General features: G+C 75.0%; 21 protein-coding genes. 9 read left to right on the forward strand and 12 right to left on the reverse strand.

Annotation, left to right across the window (positions count from 1 at the left end):
• Positions 1-232: 232 nt before the first annotated feature.
• Both cobC and ACFXAM_RS19535 read right to left on the reverse strand, forming a co-directional pair.
• Positions 233-1,291 carry an Rv2231c family pyridoxal phosphate-dependent protein CobC gene (cobC, locus tag ACFXAM_RS19530; RefSeq protein WP_380292806.1) on the reverse strand — a complete coding sequence of 353 codons (1,059 nt, stop codon included), beginning with the start codon at positions 1,289-1,291 and terminating at the stop codon, positions 233-235.
• Entirely contained in the window at positions 1,288-1,878 is a 591-nt protein-coding gene (locus ACFXAM_RS19535) for a cobalamin biosynthesis protein (RefSeq protein WP_380292808.1), read from the reverse strand. Before ACFXAM_RS19535 ends, cobC begins: the two co-directional genes overlap by 4 nt.
• A gap of 501 nt (positions 1,879-2,379) precedes the next feature.
• On the opposite strand from ACFXAM_RS19535, the gene ACFXAM_RS19540 reads away from it, so the two are divergent.
• The 6 genes from ACFXAM_RS19540 (at position 2,380) to ACFXAM_RS19565 (ending at position 8,350) form a co-directional block, all read left to right on the forward strand.
• Positions 2,380-3,291 (forward strand): alkaline phosphatase family protein, encoded by a 912-nt coding sequence (locus ACFXAM_RS19540; protein ID WP_380292810.1) that lies wholly within the window; start codon positions 2,380-2,382, stop codon positions 3,289-3,291.
• A gap of 5 nt (positions 3,292-3,296) precedes the next feature.
• Positions 3,297-4,673, forward strand: coding sequence for an MFS transporter (locus tag ACFXAM_RS19545; protein ID WP_380292812.1), 1,377 nt, complete (start codon positions 3,297-3,299; stop codon positions 4,671-4,673).
• The gene (locus ACFXAM_RS19550) at positions 4,670-5,707 is read left to right on the forward strand and encodes a TolB family protein (RefSeq protein WP_380292814.1); all 1,038 of its coding nucleotides are present in this window, start codon (positions 4,670-4,672) and stop codon (positions 5,705-5,707) included. Before ACFXAM_RS19545 ends, ACFXAM_RS19550 begins: the two co-directional genes overlap by 4 nt.
• Positions 5,708-5,883: 176 nt before the next feature.
• Positions 5,884-6,717: a hypothetical protein gene (locus ACFXAM_RS19555; protein ID WP_380292816.1), complete on the forward strand. Its 834-nt coding sequence runs from the start codon at positions 5,884-5,886 to the stop codon at positions 6,715-6,717.
• A 164-nt stretch (positions 6,718-6,881) separates the two neighbouring features.
• On the forward strand, positions 6,882-7,736 hold the full coding sequence (locus tag ACFXAM_RS19560; RefSeq protein ID WP_380292818.1) for a hypothetical protein: 855 nt from the start codon (positions 6,882-6,884) through the stop codon (positions 7,734-7,736).
• 95 nt (positions 7,737-7,831) lie between these two features.
• Positions 7,832-8,350, forward strand: a complete 519-nt coding sequence (locus ACFXAM_RS19565; RefSeq protein WP_380292820.1) for a hypothetical protein — start codon at positions 7,832-7,834, stop codon at positions 8,348-8,350.
• 26 nt (positions 8,351-8,376) lie between these two features.
• Here ACFXAM_RS19565 and ACFXAM_RS19570 read toward each other — a convergent pair whose 3' ends face one another.
• The 3 genes from ACFXAM_RS19570 to ACFXAM_RS19580 all read right to left on the reverse strand — a co-directional run bounded on the left by ACFXAM_RS19570 (position 8,377) and on the right by ACFXAM_RS19580 (position 10,934).
• Positions 8,377-8,997, reverse strand: coding sequence for a TOPRIM nucleotidyl transferase/hydrolase domain-containing protein (locus ACFXAM_RS19570; protein ID WP_380292822.1), 621 nt, complete (start codon positions 8,995-8,997; stop codon positions 8,377-8,379).
• Positions 8,998-9,147: 150 nt separating this feature from the next.
• Positions 9,148-9,792, reverse strand: coding sequence for a LuxR C-terminal-related transcriptional regulator (locus ACFXAM_RS19575; protein WP_380292824.1), 645 nt, complete (start codon positions 9,790-9,792; stop codon positions 9,148-9,150).
• Positions 9,780-10,934, reverse strand: coding sequence for a sensor histidine kinase (locus ACFXAM_RS19580; protein WP_380292826.1), 1,155 nt, complete (start codon positions 10,932-10,934; stop codon positions 9,780-9,782). The genes ACFXAM_RS19575 and ACFXAM_RS19580 overlap by 13 nt, the downstream gene beginning before the upstream one ends.
• Positions 10,935-11,047: 113 nt before the next feature.
• Between ACFXAM_RS19580 and ACFXAM_RS19585 the strand changes: the two genes are divergently transcribed.
• Positions 11,048-12,229 (forward strand): serine hydrolase domain-containing protein, encoded by a 1,182-nt coding sequence (locus ACFXAM_RS19585; RefSeq protein ID WP_380292828.1) that lies wholly within the window; start codon positions 11,048-11,050, stop codon positions 12,227-12,229.
• A 63-nt stretch (positions 12,230-12,292) separates the two neighbouring features.
• Here ACFXAM_RS19585 and ACFXAM_RS19590 read toward each other — a convergent pair whose 3' ends face one another.
• Positions 12,293-13,345 (reverse strand): protein kinase family protein, encoded by a 1,053-nt coding sequence (locus tag ACFXAM_RS19590; RefSeq protein ID WP_380292830.1) that lies wholly within the window; start codon positions 13,343-13,345, stop codon positions 12,293-12,295.
• A gap of 541 nt (positions 13,346-13,886) precedes the next feature.
• On the opposite strand from ACFXAM_RS19590, the gene ACFXAM_RS19595 reads away from it, so the two are divergent.
• Both ACFXAM_RS19595 and ACFXAM_RS19600 read left to right on the forward strand, forming a co-directional pair.
• Positions 13,887-14,105 (forward strand): ferredoxin, encoded by a 219-nt coding sequence (locus tag ACFXAM_RS19595; protein ID WP_380292832.1) that lies wholly within the window; start codon positions 13,887-13,889, stop codon positions 14,103-14,105.
• Positions 14,106-14,197: 92 nt separating this feature from the next.
• The gene (locus ACFXAM_RS19600) at positions 14,198-15,403 is read left to right on the forward strand and encodes a cytochrome P450 (protein ID WP_380292834.1); all 1,206 of its coding nucleotides are present in this window, start codon (positions 14,198-14,200) and stop codon (positions 15,401-15,403) included.
• 235 nt (positions 15,404-15,638) lie between these two features.
• On the opposite strand, the gene ACFXAM_RS19605 is transcribed toward ACFXAM_RS19600, so the two are convergent.
• The 6 genes from ACFXAM_RS19605 to ACFXAM_RS19630 all read right to left on the reverse strand — a co-directional run bounded on the left by ACFXAM_RS19605 (position 15,639) and on the right by ACFXAM_RS19630 (position 18,790).
• On the reverse strand, positions 15,639-16,400 hold the full coding sequence (locus ACFXAM_RS19605) for an NUDIX hydrolase (RefSeq protein ID WP_380292836.1): 762 nt from the start codon (positions 16,398-16,400) through the stop codon (positions 15,639-15,641).
• A 32-nt stretch (positions 16,401-16,432) separates the two neighbouring features.
• The gene (locus ACFXAM_RS19610) at positions 16,433-17,017 is read right to left on the reverse strand and encodes a hypothetical protein (RefSeq protein WP_380292838.1); all 585 of its coding nucleotides are present in this window, start codon (positions 17,015-17,017) and stop codon (positions 16,433-16,435) included.
• A gap of 126 nt (positions 17,018-17,143) precedes the next feature.
• Positions 17,144-17,347 carry a hypothetical protein gene (locus ACFXAM_RS19615; protein ID WP_380292840.1) on the reverse strand — a complete coding sequence of 68 codons (204 nt, stop codon included), beginning with the start codon at positions 17,345-17,347 and terminating at the stop codon, positions 17,144-17,146.
• 182 nt (positions 17,348-17,529) lie between these two features.
• A complete protein-coding gene (locus tag ACFXAM_RS19620) occupies positions 17,530-17,748 on the reverse strand; it encodes a DUF397 domain-containing protein (RefSeq protein ID WP_380292842.1) in 219 nt (72 codons plus the stop codon).
• 138 nt (positions 17,749-17,886) lie between these two features.
• Positions 17,887-18,099, reverse strand: coding sequence for a DUF397 domain-containing protein (locus tag ACFXAM_RS19625; RefSeq protein ID WP_380292844.1), 213 nt, complete (start codon positions 18,097-18,099; stop codon positions 17,887-17,889).
• Positions 18,100-18,109: 10 nt separating this feature from the next.
• Positions 18,110-18,790, reverse strand: coding sequence for a DUF5753 domain-containing protein (locus ACFXAM_RS19630; RefSeq protein WP_380292846.1), 681 nt, complete (start codon positions 18,788-18,790; stop codon positions 18,110-18,112).
• Between the last annotated feature and the right edge of the window lie 405 nt (positions 18,791-19,195).

Below are 19,195 nucleotides of genomic sequence, written 5' to 3' on the forward strand. Positions count from 1 at the left end.
CCTGCCGCCCGGTCTGCCCGGCGCGTGGGGGCCCGGCTCGGCGCCGCCCGTGCTGCCCGGCTGGGCGACGCTGACCGCCGCCGACCGGCTGCGCTTCGACGCCCCCGGCTACCTGGACGGCCCGGTGCTGCTCGAACCGGCCGCCGAGCCGGGGGATCTGCGAGTAGGCCCGGGAGCGCGTACGGGTCCGGGTCCGGGTCCGGGGCCGGGGCCGGGTGCCGGGAAGGGGGCGTCAGGCGTCCAGCGCCCGCGCCAGGGCGGTCAGGAAGCGGTCCGTGGTGGCCTCGTCCCGGACGGCCACGCGCAGCCAGTCCGGGCCGAGGCCGGGGAAGGTGTCGCCCCGGCGGACGGCGAAGCCGAGGGTGCGCAGCCGGGCCCGGACGGCGTCGGCGCCCGGCAGTTCGAGCAGCACGAAGGAGGCGGCCGGCTCACCGTGCACCCGGACGGCCGGGAACGCCGCCAGGCCCTTCACCAGGTGCTCGCGCCGGAGGGTGAGTTCGTGCGCGGCCCGCTCGGCCTCGGCGAGCGCGGCCGGGGCGGAGCAGGCCTCGGCGGCGACCAGCGCCGGAGTGGAGACCGGCCAGAGCGGCTGGGCCGCGGCCAGGGCGGCGATCAGCGGCGCCGGGCCGAGCACGTAGCCGATCCGCAGCCCGGCCAGGCCCCAGGTCTTGGTGAGGCTGCGCAGCACGACCACCTGGCCCGGAAGCTCCCGCGCCGGGGCCAGGGATTCGCTCTCGCCGGGCACGGTGTCCATGAACGCCTCGTCGACGACCAGGGTGCGGCCGGGGCGGGCCAGGGCGGCGACGGCGGCCGCCGGGTGGAGGACGGAGGTGGGGTTGGTGGGATTGCCGAGCACCACCAGGTCGGCCTCCTCGGGCACCGCGTCCGCGGCCAGCCGGAAGCCGTCCCCGGGGGTGAGCAGGACCCGTCGCACCGGGTGCCCGGCGTCCCGCAGGGCGGCCTCCGGCTCGGTGAACTGCGGGTGCACCACGGCGATGTGACGTAGCGTCAGGGAGCGGGCGAGCAGGACGAAGGCCTCGGCGGCGCCCGAGGTGAGCAGCACCTCCTCGACCGGCCGGCCGTGCCGCTCGGCGACGGCCTCCCGGGCGGCGGCGCCGTCGGGATAGGCGGCGAGGCCGGTGAGGCTGGCGGCGAGGCGCTCGCGCAGCCACTCCGGGGGCGTGCCGGTGCGGACGTTGACGGCGAGGTCGACCAGTCCGGCGCCGTCGGCGCGCACCTCGGCGTCCCCGTGGTGGCGCAGGTCGGGTTCGGCGGGGGAGTGGGGGCTCATGGCTGCTCTCCTGGGTTCGGTCGGGCGTGCGGGGGGCGGGCCGCGCGGGCGACGGCCACCGTCGCGGCCGCCGACTTCCGCTTGGGGACGACGAGCTCGGCGCGCCCGCCGCCGGCCCCCGCCAGCGCCGCCGCCTCGGCCACACTGACCGTGCCGACCGCGTGGCCGACGGCGCCGGACGGATTCGGCACGGGGACGGCGGCCAGCACCCCGGCCGGATACTCGGCCACCGGCACGCCGAGCGCCGCCGCGGCCGCGCGGACGGCGGGGTGGGCGGCCTTGCCGGTGAGGGTGGCGAGGGCGGCCGCGGCGCCGTCCGGCAGCCCGGCCGAGGCGAGCGCGTGCCGGACCAGCGCCAGCAGCTCCGCTCCCGTCGCCGAGCCCCGCACGCCGACCCCGACGACGAACGGTCCGCCGCCCGCGTCGCCGACGAACCGAGGGGCCGCGTCGCCGACGAACGGAGCACCGGCCCCGGCGCCGTCCGGCCCGCCCGCGCCGTCCGGCCCGCCCGCGCCGTCCGGCCCGCCCGCGCCGTCCGGACCGCCCGCGACGTCCGGGCGGCCCCCGCCGTCACCCGAACCGCCCAACGCACCGGATCCGATGCCGTGCGAACCGTTCCCGTCCGGTCCCCTCACGCCGCGCTCACGCCCTGCCCACGTCCCGTTCCTCCACGTCACCCGCCCGACACCTGCCCGAGGCCGCACGCCGCCCGGCCCCGGCCGGCACCCGTCCGGGGCGGCCGAAACCCGCCGGTCCCGGCCCGCCGGAAAGCCCAGGTCAGGCCGCTGCCGGGGGCCCGGGGCCGCCGAAATCCCACCACGCCCGTGACGGACGGGTCAATCGCGACGGGTGTGACCCGCGCCCGGCGGCGATCCTCGGCCAGCGATCGCTGTTCGCCGTTTCTTCATGTCGCCGCCGAGGCCCGCGCCACCGCGCCGCTCCTACTGTTTGCGGCGCTCCGAATCCGCCGGTCCACCGGCCGGCGGTCCTCTCCCACCCGGCAGTTCCCGCACGGCCGGGCCGCCTGCCCGACCCGGCCGCCCCGACGCACGGAGGACACCATGCCCGAAACCCCGGAGACTGTTGACATGAGCGCCACGACCCCCGTCGCCGGGGGCGCCGCCCCGCGCCGCCCCCGCCGCCGCACCCTCACCGCCTCCGCCGCCGGCCTCGGCCTGGTCGCCGGCTCGCTCGGCCTCTGGGCCGCCACCGGCACCACCGCCCAGGCCGCCGCCCTGCCGACCCCGGACCACGTGGTCGTCGTCGTCATGGAGAACCACGCCTACACCCAGGTGATCGGCAGCTCCAGCGCGCCGTACATCAACAACACGCTGAAGGCCGGCGGCGCCACCCTCACCCAGTCGTTCGGGCTCACCCACCCCAGCGAGCCCAACTACTACCAGCTGTTCTCCGGCTCCAACCAGGGCCGCACCGACGACAGCTGCGTGCCGGTCGGCTCGATCAACCAGCCGAACCTCGCCTCCGAGCTGATCGCCGCCGGCAAGACCTGGGCCAGCTACAACGAGGGCCTGCCGAGCCAGGGTTCGACCACCTGCTCCAGCGGCAAGTACGCGCAGAAGCACAACCCGTGGTTCGGCTTCGGCAACGTGCCGACCAACACCGCGTTCACCATGACGCAGTTCCCGACGAACTTCGCGAGCCTGCCGAAGGTCTCCTTCGTCGTCCCGGACCTCTGCAACGACATGCACGACTGCTCGGTGTCCACCGGCGACACCTGGATCCAGAACAAGCTCGGCGCCTACGCCACCTGGGCCAAGAACAACAACAGCATCCTGGTCGTGACCTTCGACGAGGACAACAAGCTGTCCGGCAACCGCATCCCCACCGTCTTCTACGGCGCCCACGTCACCCCGGGCTCCACCACCGCCACCACCTACAACCACTACAACGTGCTGCGCACGCTGGAGGACCTCGCGGGCCTGACCACCCACGCGGGCAACGCCGCCACCGCCGCCACCATCTCCGGCATCTGGAACTGACGCCCGTGTACGTCGCGGACTCCCGCAGCTCCAAGGCCCCCGCCGCCCCGGCCGCCACCCGGCCGGGGCGGCGGGAGGCCGCCGCCCCCGCCGCGGGCCGGGCGGGCCGGGCGGCCGTTCCCGGCACCGTCGTCGCCCTGGGCGTGGTCAGCCTGGTCACCGACGTGTCGTCCGAGATGGTCAGCGCCGTCCTGCCGCTCTACCTGCTCACCGGCCTCGGCCTGTCCCCGCTCGGCTTCGGCCTGCTCGACGGCATCCAGAACGGCTTCAGCGCCGTCGTCCGGCTGGCCGGCGGCCACCTCGCCGACCGGCGCGGGCGCGACGGCGCCCCCCGGCACAAGGCCGTCGCCGCCGTCGGCTACGGCCTGTCGGCGCTGTGCAAGCCGCTGCTGCTGCTCGTCCACACCGTGCCGCTGATCGGCGCCGTGCTCGCCGCCGACCGCACCGGCAAGGGCCTGCGCACCGCCCCGCGCGACGCGATGATCTCGCTCGCCACCGAACCCGCCCACCGCGGAAGGGCGTTCGGCGTCCACCGGGCGATGGACACGGCCGGCGCGCTGCTCGGGCCGCTCACCGCCTTCCTGGTGCTGCGCACGGCCGGCGGCCCGCTGCTCGCCGACGGCGGCCAACAGGCCGGCTACCACGCGGTGTTCGCGGTCAGCGCGTGCGTCGCGGTGCTCGGCGTGCTGGTCCTGCTGCTCTTCGTGCCGAACCGGCCGGCCACCGACGAGCCGTCGGCGGTCCACCCCCGGCTGCGGGACGGCCTCGCCCTGCTGCGCATCCCCGGACTGCGCCGGCTCACGTTCTGCGCCGTGCTGCTCGGCCTCACCACCGTCAGCGACTCCTTCCTCTACCTGCTCGTGCAGCGCCGGCTCGGCCTCGCCACCGAGTACTTCCCGCTGCTCCCGCTCGGCACCGCCGGCGCCTTCCTGCTGCTCGCCGTCCCGCTCGGCGCGCTCGCCGACCGGATCGGCCGCCGCCGGCTGTTCCTGGCCGGCCACGGCGTCCTGCTGACCGCCTACGGACTGCTGCTCTCCCCGCTCGACGGGCTGCCGGTGGTGGCCTGCGTGCTGCTGCTGCACGGCGCCTTCTACGCCGCCACCGACGGCGTGCTGGCCGCCGCCGCGGCCGACACCGTCCCCGCCGGGCAGCGCGGCGCCGGCCTCGCCCTGGTCGGCACCGGACAGGCGCTCGCGCGGTTCGCCTGCTCGCTGGTGTTCGGCGCGCTGTGGAGCGCCGTCGGCGGCACCGCCGCGCTGACCTGGTCGGCGCTGGCGCTGGCCGGCTGCGTCACCGGCGCGGCGTTCGTGCTGCGCGAGCCCGCCGCCCCCGACGACCCCGCCGCCTTCGAAGACCCCACCGACGCCGAGGTGCCCTCGTGACCGCCGCCCCCCTCCGCAACCGCACCCGGGTGCTGATCCTGCTGGTCGCCGTCGTCCTGCTCGCCGGGGTCGGCACCGGCGCCGTGCTGTGGGCCGCCGACCGCTCCGCCGAACGCGACCGCGTCCAGGCCGGCGGCCCCGTCGTCACCCCCGGCGAGGTCACCCTCAAGGCCCCCGCCGCCCGGCAGCTGCTCTTCCGCAACATGGCCTGGGGCCCGCACCGCGACGAGATCGTCACCGTCCCCGCCGACCGCCCCGACGGCCCGCGCACCTCCTCCGGCGTCCAGTGCCTGCGCTTCTCCGCCGCCGCCGGCACCGGCATCTGCCTACAGGCCGACCGCGGCACCCTCCAGGACACCTACCGCGCCGTCGTCCTCGACGACCGCCTGCGCGAGGTGCGCTCCTTCCCGGTCGCCGGCATCCCCACCCGCTCCCGGGTCTCGCCCTCCGGGCACCTCGCCGCCTGGACCGTCTTCGTCAGCGGCGACTCCTACGCGGGCACCGACTTCTCCACCCGCACCTCGATCGTCGACGTCCGGGACTGGAACCTGCGGGAGAACCTGGAGGAGTTCGACGTCATCAAGGACGGCAAGCCGTACCGCTCGCCCGACGTCAACATCTGGGGCGTGACCTTCGTCGACGACAACGCCTTCTACGCCACCGTCGCCACCGGCGGCCAGACCCACCTGGTCCGCGGTGACCTCGGCGCCCGCACCCTCACCACCCTCCACCAGAACGTCGAGTGCCCCTCGCTCTCCCCGGACGGCACCCGGGTGGCCTACAAGAAGCGCGTCCCCGGGGCCTCCGCGGACGCCCCCTGGCGGCTCTACGTCCTGGACCTCGCCACCATGACCGAGACCGCCACCGCCGAACAGCGCAGCATCGACGACCAGGCCGTCTGGTCCGACGACCACACCCTGCTGTACGCCATGCCCGGCGACTTCGGCGCCGACCTGTGGACCGTCCCCGCCGACGGCACCGGCTCCGCGGTGCGGCTGCTCGACGCGGCGGTCGCCCCGGCGTACCTCGGCTGACGGCGGCCGGCCGGGCCGGGTGGTCCGGGGCGGGTGGTCCGGGGCGGAACTCGGAGCGTAGGGTCCACGTCGAGCACTATGAGTGGCCGCGCCGTGCCGGGCCGCCACGACGACGGACCGGGGGAGCAGGAACAGTGAGGCAACGAGGGCCCGACCGGGGGCTGTCGCCGGAACGCGTGACCAGCGACTCGTGGCCGGCGCTGCACGGCAGGCCCGTGCTGCGCCGCACGGTCGCGATCGGGCTGGTGATCTTCGTGTCGGTGCTGGCCGCGCTGGCCGTCCGGGGCGTCAACGCCCTCACCGTCGGGCGCGGCGCCGTCGAGACCGACCGCGACCGCGCCGAGATGCTGGCCGGGCTCCACCCCTCCCAGCATCCGGGCGCCGGGCGCTACTACGTCCCGGTCGGCGCCGTCTACACCCGCACCGCGGACGGCCTGCCCGTCGCCTACCTGCACTACCGGCTGGCCGGCGGGCACGAGGTCGGCGTCGGCGACTTCCTGCGCACCTACGACCTCGCCGCCCCCGGAGCCTTCGCCCCGCTGCCCGCGGACCTCGCCGAGGCCCTGGGCGGCAACGAGCCCGCCGAGGCGCGCGAGGTGGGCGTCCCGGAGCCGTCGGCCTCCCCGTCCGCCTCCCCGTCGCCGACCGCGTCGCCGGCGCCGCTCCCCGCCGGGACCCCCGACGGGACGCCCTCCGCCCCCGGCGACGACGCCCTCGCCGCGGAGCCCGAGCCCTCCGCATCGGAACCCGCCGACCCGGAAGCCGCCGACCCGGAAGCCGCCGATCACGTCGCCCCGGCCGCCGACCCCGACGACCCCGCCCCCTCGCCCGCCTCCGAGGACACCCCGTCCCCGGAGGACACCCCGAGCCCGACCCCGGCCCCGACCCCGAGCCCGACCCCCACCCCCGCCGCCGACCCCGCCCCGGTCCGCGCCCGCCGCATCTACGTCGCCCCCGACCCCGGCGGCCTCCCCGGCGCCGCCGACATCTACGTCCGCGCCACCGGCTGACCGCGTGGCTTCAGCGGCGGACGGCACCCCGGCGCCGGCCGAGTACTTCGCGGGCCAGGGGGAGCGGGCCGACGCGAGCTACGGCCACGGGGAGCGGGCGGAACTGCCGCCACTGAGCCAACGGCGGGGCGGGGATTGTCGGTTGGGCGTGCTGTACTCCCGGCATGACGCTTGATGACAACACGCCGGCCGGTCGCGTCCGCTCCGCGGAATGGGAGGCCGCCCTGGCGCAGGCCTTCGGGGAGGTGCTCGGTCGGCCGCTCGCCGAGTACGACGGCGACGCCCGCTACGGGGCCTACTACACCGGCAACTTCCTCGCCGAGATCGAGCTGGACCAGGATCCGCGGTGGGTCGGGCGGGCCGTGCTCGCGGGGGAGGAGACGGTCACCACCGGGAGCCTGCTGCTCTGCCCGCCCGGGGACCTCGACGAGACGGACCTGGTCTTCGACCCGAGCCGCTCGCTGTTCCACGTCGAAGTGCGGGGACTGCCCGAGGAGTTGGCGTCCTTCGCGGCCGATCTCGCCGCTGCCGTCGAGGAGTCCGGGGCCGGGCCGTGGGAGGGTGCGCTGCTGGGGGCGGACCTCGGGCGGATCGCGGAGCGCCACGGGGTCGACCTGACCTCCGACGGGCTGCCCGGGAAGCTGTGGACGCTCTGGCAGTTGCGGCTGGCCTCCGGGGACACCCTGCTGGACGCCCTGCTCGCCGCCACCGGCCTCTCCGGCGCCACCTCGCCCGAGCTGATGCCGCCCGGTCTCGGCGACTCCGCGGACGCGGTGGACGACGAGGCGCACGAGCACGTCGCCGAGGTGGCGGACCCGGCGCTGCGCGACTACCTGGCCGCCTTCTGCGACCCGGAGTCCCACGACCTCGCCCTCGCCCTGTACGGCGGGTTCGACGAGGACGAGGAAGGGGAGGGCGAGGAAGGCGAGGAGGACGAGGACGAGGAGGACACCGTGGTCATCGCCTGGGAGGGCGCGGTCGACCAGTACGAGATCACCGTCCTTCGCCTGGAGGCGTGAGACCCCGGGCCCTCCCGCACGGGAGGGCCCGGCCGCCACCGGATAGGGTCGCTGCGCGAACCGATGTGCGGTGCGCGTGGACCGAAGGAGCTGACGTGGGCGAGGCCGTCTCCCCCGAGACCGGTGCCGACACCGTGGACCCCCGCCGGGGCGCGGAGCTCGCGGCACGCTGGTGGAAGTGGGCGCTGTCCGCCCCCGTGGAGCGCAGCCCGGTCGCCGACACCACCGGCGAGTTCGCCGGCTGGCGGCAGCCCGCGGACGTCTGGTTCCTGGCCGGCACCTACGGCGGCCGCGTCGTGCGCCGCTGCCCGATCGCGGCCGGGACGCCGGTCTTCTTCCCGGTGTTCAACACCCAGCGGATCGCCCTCGGCCTCTCCGCCGCCCCGTGGCGCGTCGAGCACTCCCGCGCCGAGGCGGCGCTCAACGGAGTCCCTTTGAAGGTGCACGAGTTCACCTCGAAGCGCTTCCTGGCCACCGGCGTCCCGCGCGTCGCCTGGGGCCTGTGGTGCGCCCTGGACCCGCTGGCGCCCGGCCAGTACGTGCTCTCCATCAAGGCCGACGCCGGCGGCTTCCTGGTCGACACCACCTACCACCTGGACGCCGTCGCGTTCTGATCGGCGCGGACCGCCGTTGTCTCGGCTCACAAGTGCGCGAGCAACCCGCGCAGCGGAGCCGGCTCCTGCCCGGCCTCCAGCGCCTCCACCAGCAGGTGCCCGTAGCGGATCTTGCGCCCCGACTTCGTTCCCATGAAGCGCCGCAACTGCCGCTCCGCCGCCCCGCCCTGGTGCGCGGGCTGGCGGACGAAGGTCTGCCAGGCCGGGAGGTCGCCCTCGGCCCGGACGATCTCCTCCACCCCCGGCACGCCCAGCGCGCGGATCAGCTCCTCCTCCAGGTCCGCCACGCACACGAAGAAGCCCCCGCCCGGCGCCCCCGCCCGCTCCAACCCGCGCCGGTAGAAGCCCTGTTCGTTCTCGTCGCAGAGCCCGGCCAGCCGCAGCCCCAGCCCGGGCGGCCCGAGCAGGCCCGCGTAGCGCGCGACGTTCATCGCCCCGCCCATCGAGACGACGCAGACCCCCTCGCCCGCGAGGTCCCGCCCGGCGCGCGCCGCCAGCGTCCCGACGGCGGCGAGGTCGCTCGGCCCCTCCACCAGCACCGCCGTCCGCACGCCCAGGTGCTCCGCCAGCTCACTCGCCCGCTCACCCGCCGGCTCGCCCGCCGCCCAGTCCGCGACCGCGTCCCGGAACGCTTCCATGTCCGCCATGGGCCCGATTCTGCCCCGGCCCGGGCCCTCGGACCCCGGAATTTCCCGCCGCGCCCGCCGTCCTGCCCGCCGCGCCCGCCGTCCTGCCCGCCGCGTCCGCCGTCCTGCCCGCCGCGTCCGCCGTGCCGCCCGCCGCGCCCGCCGGTGCCGTCACGGCCGGCTGAGGTAGGTGAGGACCGCGAGGACCCGGCGGTGGCCGCTGTCGGCCGGGGCGAGGCCGAGCTTGGCGAAGATGTGGCCGATGTGCTTGTGGACGGCGTTCTCGGTGATGACGAGCCGGGCCGCGATCGTGGTGTTGTCCTTGCCCTCGGCCATCAGCGCCAGCACCTCCCGCTCGCGCGGGGTGAGCGCCGCGATCGGGTCCCGGGCCCGCCGGGTGAGGAGCTGCCCGATCACCTCGGGGTCCATGACGGTGCCCCCGGCGGCGACCCTCCGCAGCGCGTCGATGAACTCACTGACCCGGCTCACCCGGTCCTTCAGGAGATAGCCGACGCCGCCGCGCCCGTCGGAGACCAACTCGCCCGCGTACTGCCGCTCGACGTACTGGGAGAGGACCAGCACCGGCAGCCCCGGGTGCCGGCGGCGGGCCCGGAGGGCGGCGTGGATGCCCTCGTCGCGGTAGGCGGGGGGCAGCCGGACGTCGACGATGGTGGCGTCCGGCCGGTGCTCGTCGACGGCGGCGGCGAAGCCGGGGGCGTCCTCGACGATCGCGGCGACGTGGAACCCGGCGGCGGTCAGCAGGAGTTCGAGCCCGTTGGCGAGCAGGACGTTGTCCTCGGCGATCACGATCCGCACGGCAGGCTCACCCCCAGCGTGGTCGGGCCGCCGCCGGGGCTGTGGAGGCGGACGGTGCCGTCGAGCGCCCGGACGCGGTGGCGGATGCCGGCGATGCCGGTGCCCCGCGACTCGTCGGCGCCGCCCACGCCGTCGTCGGTGACCTCCAGCGACAGCCGGTCGCCGTCGCGGGCGACGCGGACGGTGGCGCGGGTGGCCCGGCTGTGTTTGGCGGCGTTGGTGAGCGCCTCGGCGACCGCGAAGTACGCCACGGTCTCGACCGCGGCCGGGACGGCGCCGAGGTCACCGAGGTCGAGGGTGGTGTCGAGCGCCGAGCCGCTCGCCAGTGCGGCGAGCGCGCCGGGCAGGCCGCGGTCGGCGAGGATCGGCGGGTAGATCGTCCGGATCACCGCGCGCAGCTCCGCCATGGCCTCCTCGGTGCAGGCGTGCGCGTCCTCCAGGAGCCCGGCCACCCTGCGCGGATCCTCGTCCAGCAGCTCACGGGCGACGCCCAGCCGGATCGCGATGGCCACCAGCCGGGCCTGGGTGCCGTCGTGCAGGTCGCGTTCGATCCGGCGCAGTTCCGCACCGTGCGCGTCCATGGCGCCGGCCCGGGTCTCGGTCAGCGTCTCCACCCGCCGCGTCAGCCGCTCGGCGGCGGAGGGGGCCAGCAGCGCCACGCACCCGCGGGCGTGCAGCCGCGCCAGCGGGGGGACCAGCCAGCAGGTCAGCGCCGCGAAGCAGGCGAACTGCGCCGTCCCCAGGGTCAGCGCGGTGCCCCAGCCGGTCAGCGGAACCCCGGCGGCGAACCCGCCCGCCCGGGTCCCGGCGGGCAGCGCCCACCACAGCGGGACGGTGACGGCCGTGGTCAGCGCGTTGCCCGCGCACATGACCACGACCAGCCCGCACACGGGACCGCTCACCACGCAGGCGCCCAGCCACCCGAGCACCCGCCACGGGCCGGCCCGGACGGGGCCCGAGCACGGCAGGAGCAGCAGTCGTTCGGCCCGGCGCCGGTGCCAGGACGCCCAGGCGCGGGCCCGGGTGGGGACGACGAGGACGGGCAGCGTGAACAGGGCGACCGCGGCGGCGCCCAGGCTTCCCAGGAGGTAGCCCAGGCCGCGCCAGGTCGCCGAGAGCCGGCCGGCTCCATGGTGGTTCATTCGCACGAGTCTGCGCCATGGCGGCAGGCCCGCGCACTACAGCCCACCACCCTCTTTCCCGGCCCGTGGGCGGTAGCGCCCGCGCACCCCGCCCGGGCCTAGCGTCGACGCCCATGACGAGCCGATCCCTCACCCGGACCCTGGCGCTGGCCGCCATCGTGACCACGACCCTCCTCACCTCCGTGCCCGGCGCGACGGCCGCCGGACGGCCGGGGCCGCTGCCGCCGGGGCCGCTGCTCCAGCGCGACGCCGACGCGATCACCGCCCTCGGCGTGACGGGCGTGCAGGCCCGCCTGACCACCGCCGACGGCCGCAGCCTGGTCGCCACCAGCGGTGTCGCCGAGGTGACGACGGGCCGGGCCGTGTCGCCGGACGGCCACTTCCGGGTCGCCAGCGTCACCAAGACCTTCGTGGCGACCGTCGTCCTGCAACTCGTCGGCGAGGGCCGGGTCTCCCTGGACGACCCGGTCGAGCGGTGGCTGCCCGGCGTGGTGTCCGGCAACGGCAACGACGGCCGCGCGATCACCGTCCGCCAGTTGCTCCAGCACACCGGCGGCCTCCACGACGACTACCCGGACTACACCTCGGCGGAGGACTTCCAGCAGCACCGGTACGACTCCTACACCCCCGAGCAGACCGTCGCCCGGGCGATGGCCCACCGCCCGGACTTCCGGCCCGGCGAGCGCTGGCAGTACGGCAACACCGGTTACGTCCTGCTCGGCATGATCGTCGAGCGGGTCACCGGGCGGCCCTGGCACACGGAGGTCGGGGAGCGGATCACCGGGCCGCTCGGCCTCTCCCACACCTTCCGGCCGGGCGCGTCCCCCGTGCTGCCGCAGCCGCACGCCCGGAGCTACCAGCGCTTCGGGCCCGGCGAACCATTGGTGGACGTCACCGAGCAGGTCGGCCAGGGCACCAACGGGGAGGCCGGGCTGGTCTCCACCACCGCCGACCTCAACCGGTTCTTCTCCGCCCTGCTCGGCGGAGAACTCCTCAAGCCCGCCCAACTCCGCGAGATGAAGCGGACGGTGAAGGTCGGCAAGGAGTTCGGGCAGCTGATGCCGCGCGCCCGGGACGGCCTGGGGCTCTTCTCGCGCCCGCTGTCCTGCGGCGGGCGGTACTGGGGCCACGAGGGCGGCGACGCCGGGTGGGTCACCGCCGCCGCCGTCACCGCCGACGGCCGGCGCGGTGTCACGGTCTCGCTGTCGGGCGTCGTCGCCGACTCCGACAGCGACGTCCTGCGGGTGGAGCAGGCGATCGGCAAGCTGGTCGACGACGCCCTGTGCCGCCCGTAGCGCGTTGAGCGTGCTCAGCGCGTGGAGTGGGAAGTCGGCGGGTCCGACTTCCCACTCCACGCCCTACACCGTCTCCGCCGTGACGCTGTCGAGTTCGGCGGCCGGGTACGGTGTGCGCCTGCTCTCCCCGAGGAGCCGGCGCTGGAAGCCGTCCAGGACGAGGGTGGTCCGGACGTGCCGGTCGACGACCGCCGCGACCTGCGGCGGCACGCCGTCGGGCCGCCGGCCCGCGAGCCACTGCTCCAGGAAGACGGTCGTCTCCGTGCCGCCCCGGTGGCGGTCGAGGAGGTGGTGACGGAGCAGATGGGCCGCGGTGTAGTCGCGGTCGTAGGCGCGGTGCAGGTCGAGGAACCGCCGCTCCTCCGCCGAGAGTTCGAAGTCCTCGCTCAGGGCGAGCCCGAAGTCCGCGAAGCAGACCCGCCGGCCGTCGGTGAGGAGGTTGTCGAAGTGGGCGTCGAAGTGCACCAGCCCGCGCGAGCGCAGGAAGGCCGCGCCCCGCGCCACGGCGTCCGCCGCCCACCCGTACACGGCCGGGTCCTCCTCCCGGTGCTCGCGCAGCCAGGACGTGAGCGTCTGCGGCAGGTGCTCCAGGAAGAGCACCAGGCTGTGCCGGGCCCGCCCGACGGCCTCCAGCCGCTCGCGCACGGCGGGGGAGCCCTCCCAGTGGGCCACGGCGCCGTCGACGCCGCCGAGGAAGTCCATGAAGCCACCGGGCGCGGCGCCCGGCAGCACCCGCCAGTGGTACATCAGGGGGAAGCCGTCGGACTCCCCGCCCAGGACCCAGTGGGTGGTCAGGGTGTGCGCGGCCAGCTCCCGCCAGGCCCCGAACCCGGCCGAGCCGATCCCGTACTGGTAGAAGGTCGGCAGCCCGAAGAGGTTCGCCGTGGAGCGGACATTCTCCGGCCGCAGCTCCGGCTCCGTGATCGGCACCCTCTTGACGAACACCCGCGTCCCGCCGACGTCCAGCGCGGCCGACGTGCCGCCGACGCCGGACCCGAGCGGCTCGGCGGACGCCACGAGCTCCCCGATCCGCCGGTCGCTCAGCAGGGACAGCCGGGCCGCCACCGCCCGGTGCGCGGCAAGCCGTGCCGTGCCGGGTTCCTCGACGTGACGCATCCACGACTCCTCGCTCGGTGAGCGTCCCAACCTAGTGGCGTGTCCCGTGGACCAGGCCGGGGCCGGCCGACCGGACGTCCGGACGGTGCCGGTCCGGCCGGAATTGGTCGAGGTCGCCTCCGAGGGCCTCCGGCGCAGCCCCCGCTGCCCCGCCGGGCCGGTCCGGCGGGGCAGCCCCCGGCTACCCCGCGGGGCAGCCCCCGCCACCCCGGCGGGCCGGCCCGCCGGGTCGCCCAGGTGGTGCGCCGCCGGTGGGACCGGAGCGCCGGTGAGGGTGAAACGGTGCTCTCCGTCGCGGAGTTGGCCGCCGCCGAAGACTGGTGGGGCCGTCCGCGCGGCCGGGTCCGCCGACCCGTCCGGCGGCGTGCCGCGGGTCGAAACGCACTGCACGGTCACGGGGTTCATGCACAGGGGCCTAATCAGCCATTCTCGATCCGGCCACCGGGCCGCTCCGTGAACGGATCAGCGATGGCTAGGTTGACCGTGACAACGAGAGGTGGCCGCCGGGCAGTCGGCGCCGCCCTGGCGAAAGGTGCCCGACATGCAGGTGAGCGTCGACCGGGACCGTTGCTGCAGCTCCGGCATGTGCGTGACGAACGCCCCCGAGGTCTTCGAGCAGGACGACCGGGACAGCCTGGTGAGGCTCCGTCAGACGGACCTGCTGCCCGCGCAGGTCGACGGCGTGAGGCTCGCCGCCGAGGTCTGCCCGGGCCGGGCGATCACCGTCACCGAGGACGAGCCCGCGCGGACCGGGGCCTGACGGACCCCCCGCCGCCGTCCCCGCGGGCCGCCGGGAACCTTCCCGGGCCCCGAACCCCACGAGAACACCCGCGACGTGAGGAGACCCCTGCCGTGACCACCGCACCCACCACCCCCGCGCTCCCCCTGCCGGCCCGGCACTCCGGCGGCTGTCCGTTCGGCCCGCCGCCCGCGTACCCCGAGGCCGCCGCCACCGGACCGATGACCAGGGCCGAGCTGCCCGACGGTGACCTCTGCTGGCTGGTCACCGGCTACGCCGAGGTCCGCACCGTGCTGTCCGACCGCCGGTTCAGCGCCGACATCCGCCACCCCACCTTCCCGCTGCTGATCGCCGGCGCTCGCGAGCTGATCACCGACAACCCGGACTTCCTGCGGCTCGACGACCCCGAGCACGCCCGCCAGCGCCGCATGCTCACCGGGGAGTTCCTGGTCAAGCGGGTGGAGACGCTGCGCCCGGAGATCCAGCGGATCGTGGACGAGGCGCTGGACCGGATGACCGCGGGCCGGACCACGGCCGACCTGGTCACCGACTTCGCGCTGCCGGTGCCCTCGCTGGTGATCTGCCTGCTGCTCGGCGTGCCGTACGAGGACCACGACCGCTTCCAGCGCCTGAGCCGCACGATGCTCAGCCAGGAGAGCACCGTGGAGCAGCTCCGGGAGGCCCAGGAGGAGGTCCGGGAGTACCTGCGCGACCTGACGACCCGCAAGCGCGCGAAGCCGGAGGACGACGTCCTCAGCCGGCTCGCGGCGCGGGACGACCTGACCCCGGACGACGTGGCCGGCATGGGTGTGCTGCTGCTGATCGCCGGGCACGAGACGACCGCGAGCATGATCGCGCTGTCGACCGCGCTGCTGCTGGATCAGCCCGAGCAGATCCCCGCCCTGGCCGACCCGGCCACCCTGCCGGGCGCGGTGGAGGAACTGCTGCGGCTGCTGACCATCGTGCACACCGGCCTGCCCCGGGTGGCGCTGGAGGACGTGGAGCTGGGCGGCGTCACCGTCCGGGCCGGGGAGGGCGTGATGGCGCTGCTCTCCACCGCCAACCGGGACGAGGCGGTGTTCGGCGGCGCCGGTCACCGGGCGACGGACGAGCTGGACCTGTTCCGGGACGCCCGGCGGCAACTGGCGTTCGGCTTCGGCGTGCACCAGTGCCTGGGCCAGCCGCTGGCCCGCGCCGAACTCCAGATCGCCCTGGAGACGCTGTTCCGCCGGCTGCCGGGGCTGCGGCCGGCCGGCGAGCGGGAGTTCCGCACCGAGTCGTTCATCTACGGGATGCGGTCGCTGCCCGTCACCTGGTGAGCGGGGCCCGACGCCTGTTGCCGCCCGGCGGGAACGGCCGCAGCCGTCCCCGTTCGGCCTCCGCCGGATCTCCCGGACCCGCGCCCGGTACGACGCGCTCCTAGGACCAGGCGGTTCCCTTGGTGGAGCACTCCGGCACCTGGCCGGGCGCCGGGCACCGGCACTCCGGTGTCCCGGACGCGTCCGGCGTCCGGGACGGCCGCGACCTGGGGGACTCCGGCCGTCCGGCCGGACCTCAGCGCTGTTCCCGCTCCCGTTCCCGCTCCCGTTCCCGGACGAAGCGGCGGACGAGCGGGGCGAGGTAGTCGGCGTGCGGGCCGGGGAGGCCCGGCAGGTCGGCGGGGGAGTGGACGAAGGCCAGCTCGACCAGCTCCCGTTCCGGTGGTGCGAGGGCGGCGAAGCGCTCGCGCAGGGCCGCCTCCGGCAGCGGCGGGGCGAGGAAGAGCACGCCGACGCTGCCGTAGCGGCCACGGGTGACCGCCCAGAGGGCCAACTCGCCCGGCCCGGCGCTCACTCCGGTCTCCTCGGCGAGCTCCCGGACGGCGTTGCGGCGCAGCGCGGCGAGGTCGAGGCGCTCGCCGTCGGGCGGGGGTTCGACGGCGCCGCCGGCGGGCTGCCAGCGTCCGGGGGCGGCCGTGGCCGTGGACATCCGGCCGACGAGCAGGCGGCCGTCCTCGGTGGGCTGGAGCACGCTCACGGAGAGGGAGGCGGTGGGGGCGGCGGAGGCGGTGACGCGGCGCAGCGCGTAGTGCCGGTACGTCACGCGTGACCAGGCGACGTGGAGTTCGCCGGGGCGCGGCCAGGAGGTGCCCGAGCACGCCACCACCGGGCCGTCGAAGAGCGCGGGGTTGGCCAGGACCATCTGCGCCCAGGCGTCGTCGCGGGCCCGCCGCTCCTCGGCGGTGAGGCGGGGGGCGGGCACTTCGGCGAGCCGGATGCGGCGGACGCCGAGCACCTCGGCGGGCGGCGGGAGGAGCTGCGGGGGTGTCTCGGGCATCCGCCCATGGAAGCAGTCGGCGTGCTCCCGGGTCAGCCCGACGCGGCGGGAGAGGGCGGGAAGCCGTAGGCCCGGTCGGTGGCGGTGACCACCCAGAGCGGGAACTGGTCGAGCGGGATCGGCGGCGAGGCGGGGAAGTCGGGGCGCAGCACGGCGGCGGGGAAGAAGGCGACGTGGCAGCGGTGGCAGAACCAGGCGGCCTGCCAGACCTGGTGGCGGCGCTGCCAGAGCGTCTGCTGCATGGGGTTGGGCCGGGCGGCGGCGCGGAGGTGGCGCCTGCGCGCCACGGTGTGCGAGGCCAGCGCGACGCAGAGGAAGAGGACGGGGACGAGGAACCGTCCCATGTCCCGGCCGAGTTGGTAGGCGGCGCCGTAGCCCTCGTCCTCGCCGGCCTCGGTGATGAGGGAGGCGACCGAGCCGAGGGTGAAGACCCCGGCGAGGACGAAGAAGCTGATCGCGGTGCCGCCCATCCGGTAGGGCGCCTGCTGCGGCGCGGGCGGCGGGGCGAGCCTGGCACGGGACGGCTCGTCGAGCGGCGGCTGGGCGCCGGGCGCGAGGGCCTGGGGGACGGCGACGGTGCAGTCCGAGGCGGAGCACTGCGGGCAGGTGGCACTCATCGGGCGGTCGGCTCCTGGGGCGTATCGAAACTGTGTGCGCGAAGTACAGCACAGAAGCCCGACCCCCCGTCACCGGCCGACGCGAGATAGACGGGGGCCGAGGAGGGGCGGCGGTGGCGCTGCCGTTCAGCGGAACGGCAGCGCCTGGGTGCTGCCTCCCGCCAGGACGTGCCGGTAGGCGTCCGAGTCGTCGAGTGCGCGGTACCTCAGCACGGGGTCGCCGGCCCGCACGAGGGCGGTCGCGCAGGTGAGGCACCATGGCCGTGGCGGCTGCGCGTCGAGATCCTCGATCGCTGCTGGAGCGGTGCGGCACTCAGGACAAACAGCCATGGCGTCCTCGCGGTTCTCAGGACCAGGTCGAGCGGCACTGGGCGCAGCCCCACCGGCCGTCCATCGTCAGGAGGGTGGCACCCGCCTCGTGCTCCTTGCCGCGCAGAGTACCGGCCTTCGGCGTGGTGGGCCCGTGAAGCCCGGCCCGGTGTCGGCGGGCCGGGCGGCGAAGCGGGTTCGCGTCAGATGGTGCCGAACTCGCCGGCCTGGACGGCGGTGACGAAGGATTGCCAGGCGTCGGAGGGGAAGACGAGGGCGGGGCCTTGGGGGTCCTTGGAGTCGCGGACGGGCATGACACCGGTGTAGCCGTCGGCGACCTCGATGCAGCCGCCACCGCCGTTGCTGTGCGTGCTCTTGCGCCATTGGGCTGTCGTGAGTGCCGCTTCGACGTTGTCGGTCATTTGGGGCCTCCCGGGTCCGGGTGGGTTTGCGCTGTGTTCACACGGTAGGTGTGTTGAGGGGCTGGGTGAATCGCAGAACCGGCCGCATGCGCGAGGGCCCTGGCCGCCTTGGCGGTCAGGGCCGCTGGGTGGTGAGGTTCAGATGGTGCCGAACTCGCCTGCCTGGATGGCGGTGACGAAGGATTGCCAGGCGTCGGCGGGGAAGACGAGGGCGGGGCCGGCCGGGTCCTTGGAGTCGCGGACGGGGGCGAGGCCGGGGAAGTTGGGCGCGACCTCAACGCACGACCCCCCGTTGTTGCTGTGGGAGGACTTGAACCAGGCGGCATTGGACAGGTCTACGGGGCCGTTCATGACGTTCCTTTCACGCCTGACGGATCATCTCCAGCGAGGCGGCTTTCGGCAGCGCTTCCACTGTGAGTTGATGGTAGTCCCTTTCCAAGGATCGGGAAGTTTCGCTCTGCCGAACGAGGAACCCCCGCATCTGGCACTCCGAGTAGGCCAGCAGCGAGCGGTCCGCCAAGGTCAGCAACGTGACCATCATCGTGAATGGCAGTTCCTCTGCCAGGCTGTACGGAGCGATCTGGATGGTGATGCTGGGCCTGGACGCCAGCTCCGCCAGGTGTCCGAGCTGGCGCTGCATCACCTCGTGGCCGCCCACCGGTCGATGGAGACAGCCCTCGTCGAGGACGAAGTGGAGCCACGAAGCCGGCGTTCGGTCCAGCAGCTTCTGGCGGGTCAGGAGGAAATTGACCCGATCGTCCGCCTGCTCCTGCGTGATCTTTCCGCGTCGTACAGCGGCGGCGGCAAACGCCGCCGCGTACTCCTGCGTCTGAAGAAGCCCAGGAACAACGCCGAGTTCGAAGTGCCGAATCTCGACAGCCTTGGCCTCCTGAGCTGCGTATTCGGGGAACCCTTCGAGAAGTGAGGTGTTGCTGATGTTCCAGAACATCAGCTCCAGGGTTCCGCCGGTATCAAGCGCATCATCGGACCGGATGGCGAAGGGCAGAGTGGGATTCCGCGTCCCTCTTTCGATGCAGGACACGAGAGTGTCGCTGAAGCCGATGACTTTCCAAGGTCGACCTGGGTGAACCCCTTCGCCTCGCGTGACCTGCGGAGTTGAACCCCGAAGGCTGCTGCAGGAGATGACGTCGGGTCAAGATCCGTTCGGCGCATGTTCGATCGCCTCTCACGGCCGAATCCCACAAGGCCGAAGTGTCCAGTGCGAACCCTTCCGATCGTAGCTCAGATCACTCCACCATGGATACGGGTCGTAGTGATCCCGATGCACAGCGCAACCAGGAGCCCCCATGCCCAGTCACCCCCGCATGCCCATTTACGCCCCCACCGTCGGTGAAGTCGTCCGGGACCTCGGACACCGGGACTTCTCCGGCAATCCCGTCGAGGCCGTCTACATGGACACCCTCGCCGGACTCGTCTACCTGCGCCC

The organism is Kitasatospora sp. NPDC059462 (assembly GCF_042749955.1).
Taxonomy (GTDB): domain Bacteria; phylum Actinomycetota; class Actinomycetes; order Streptomycetales; family Streptomycetaceae; genus Kitasatospora.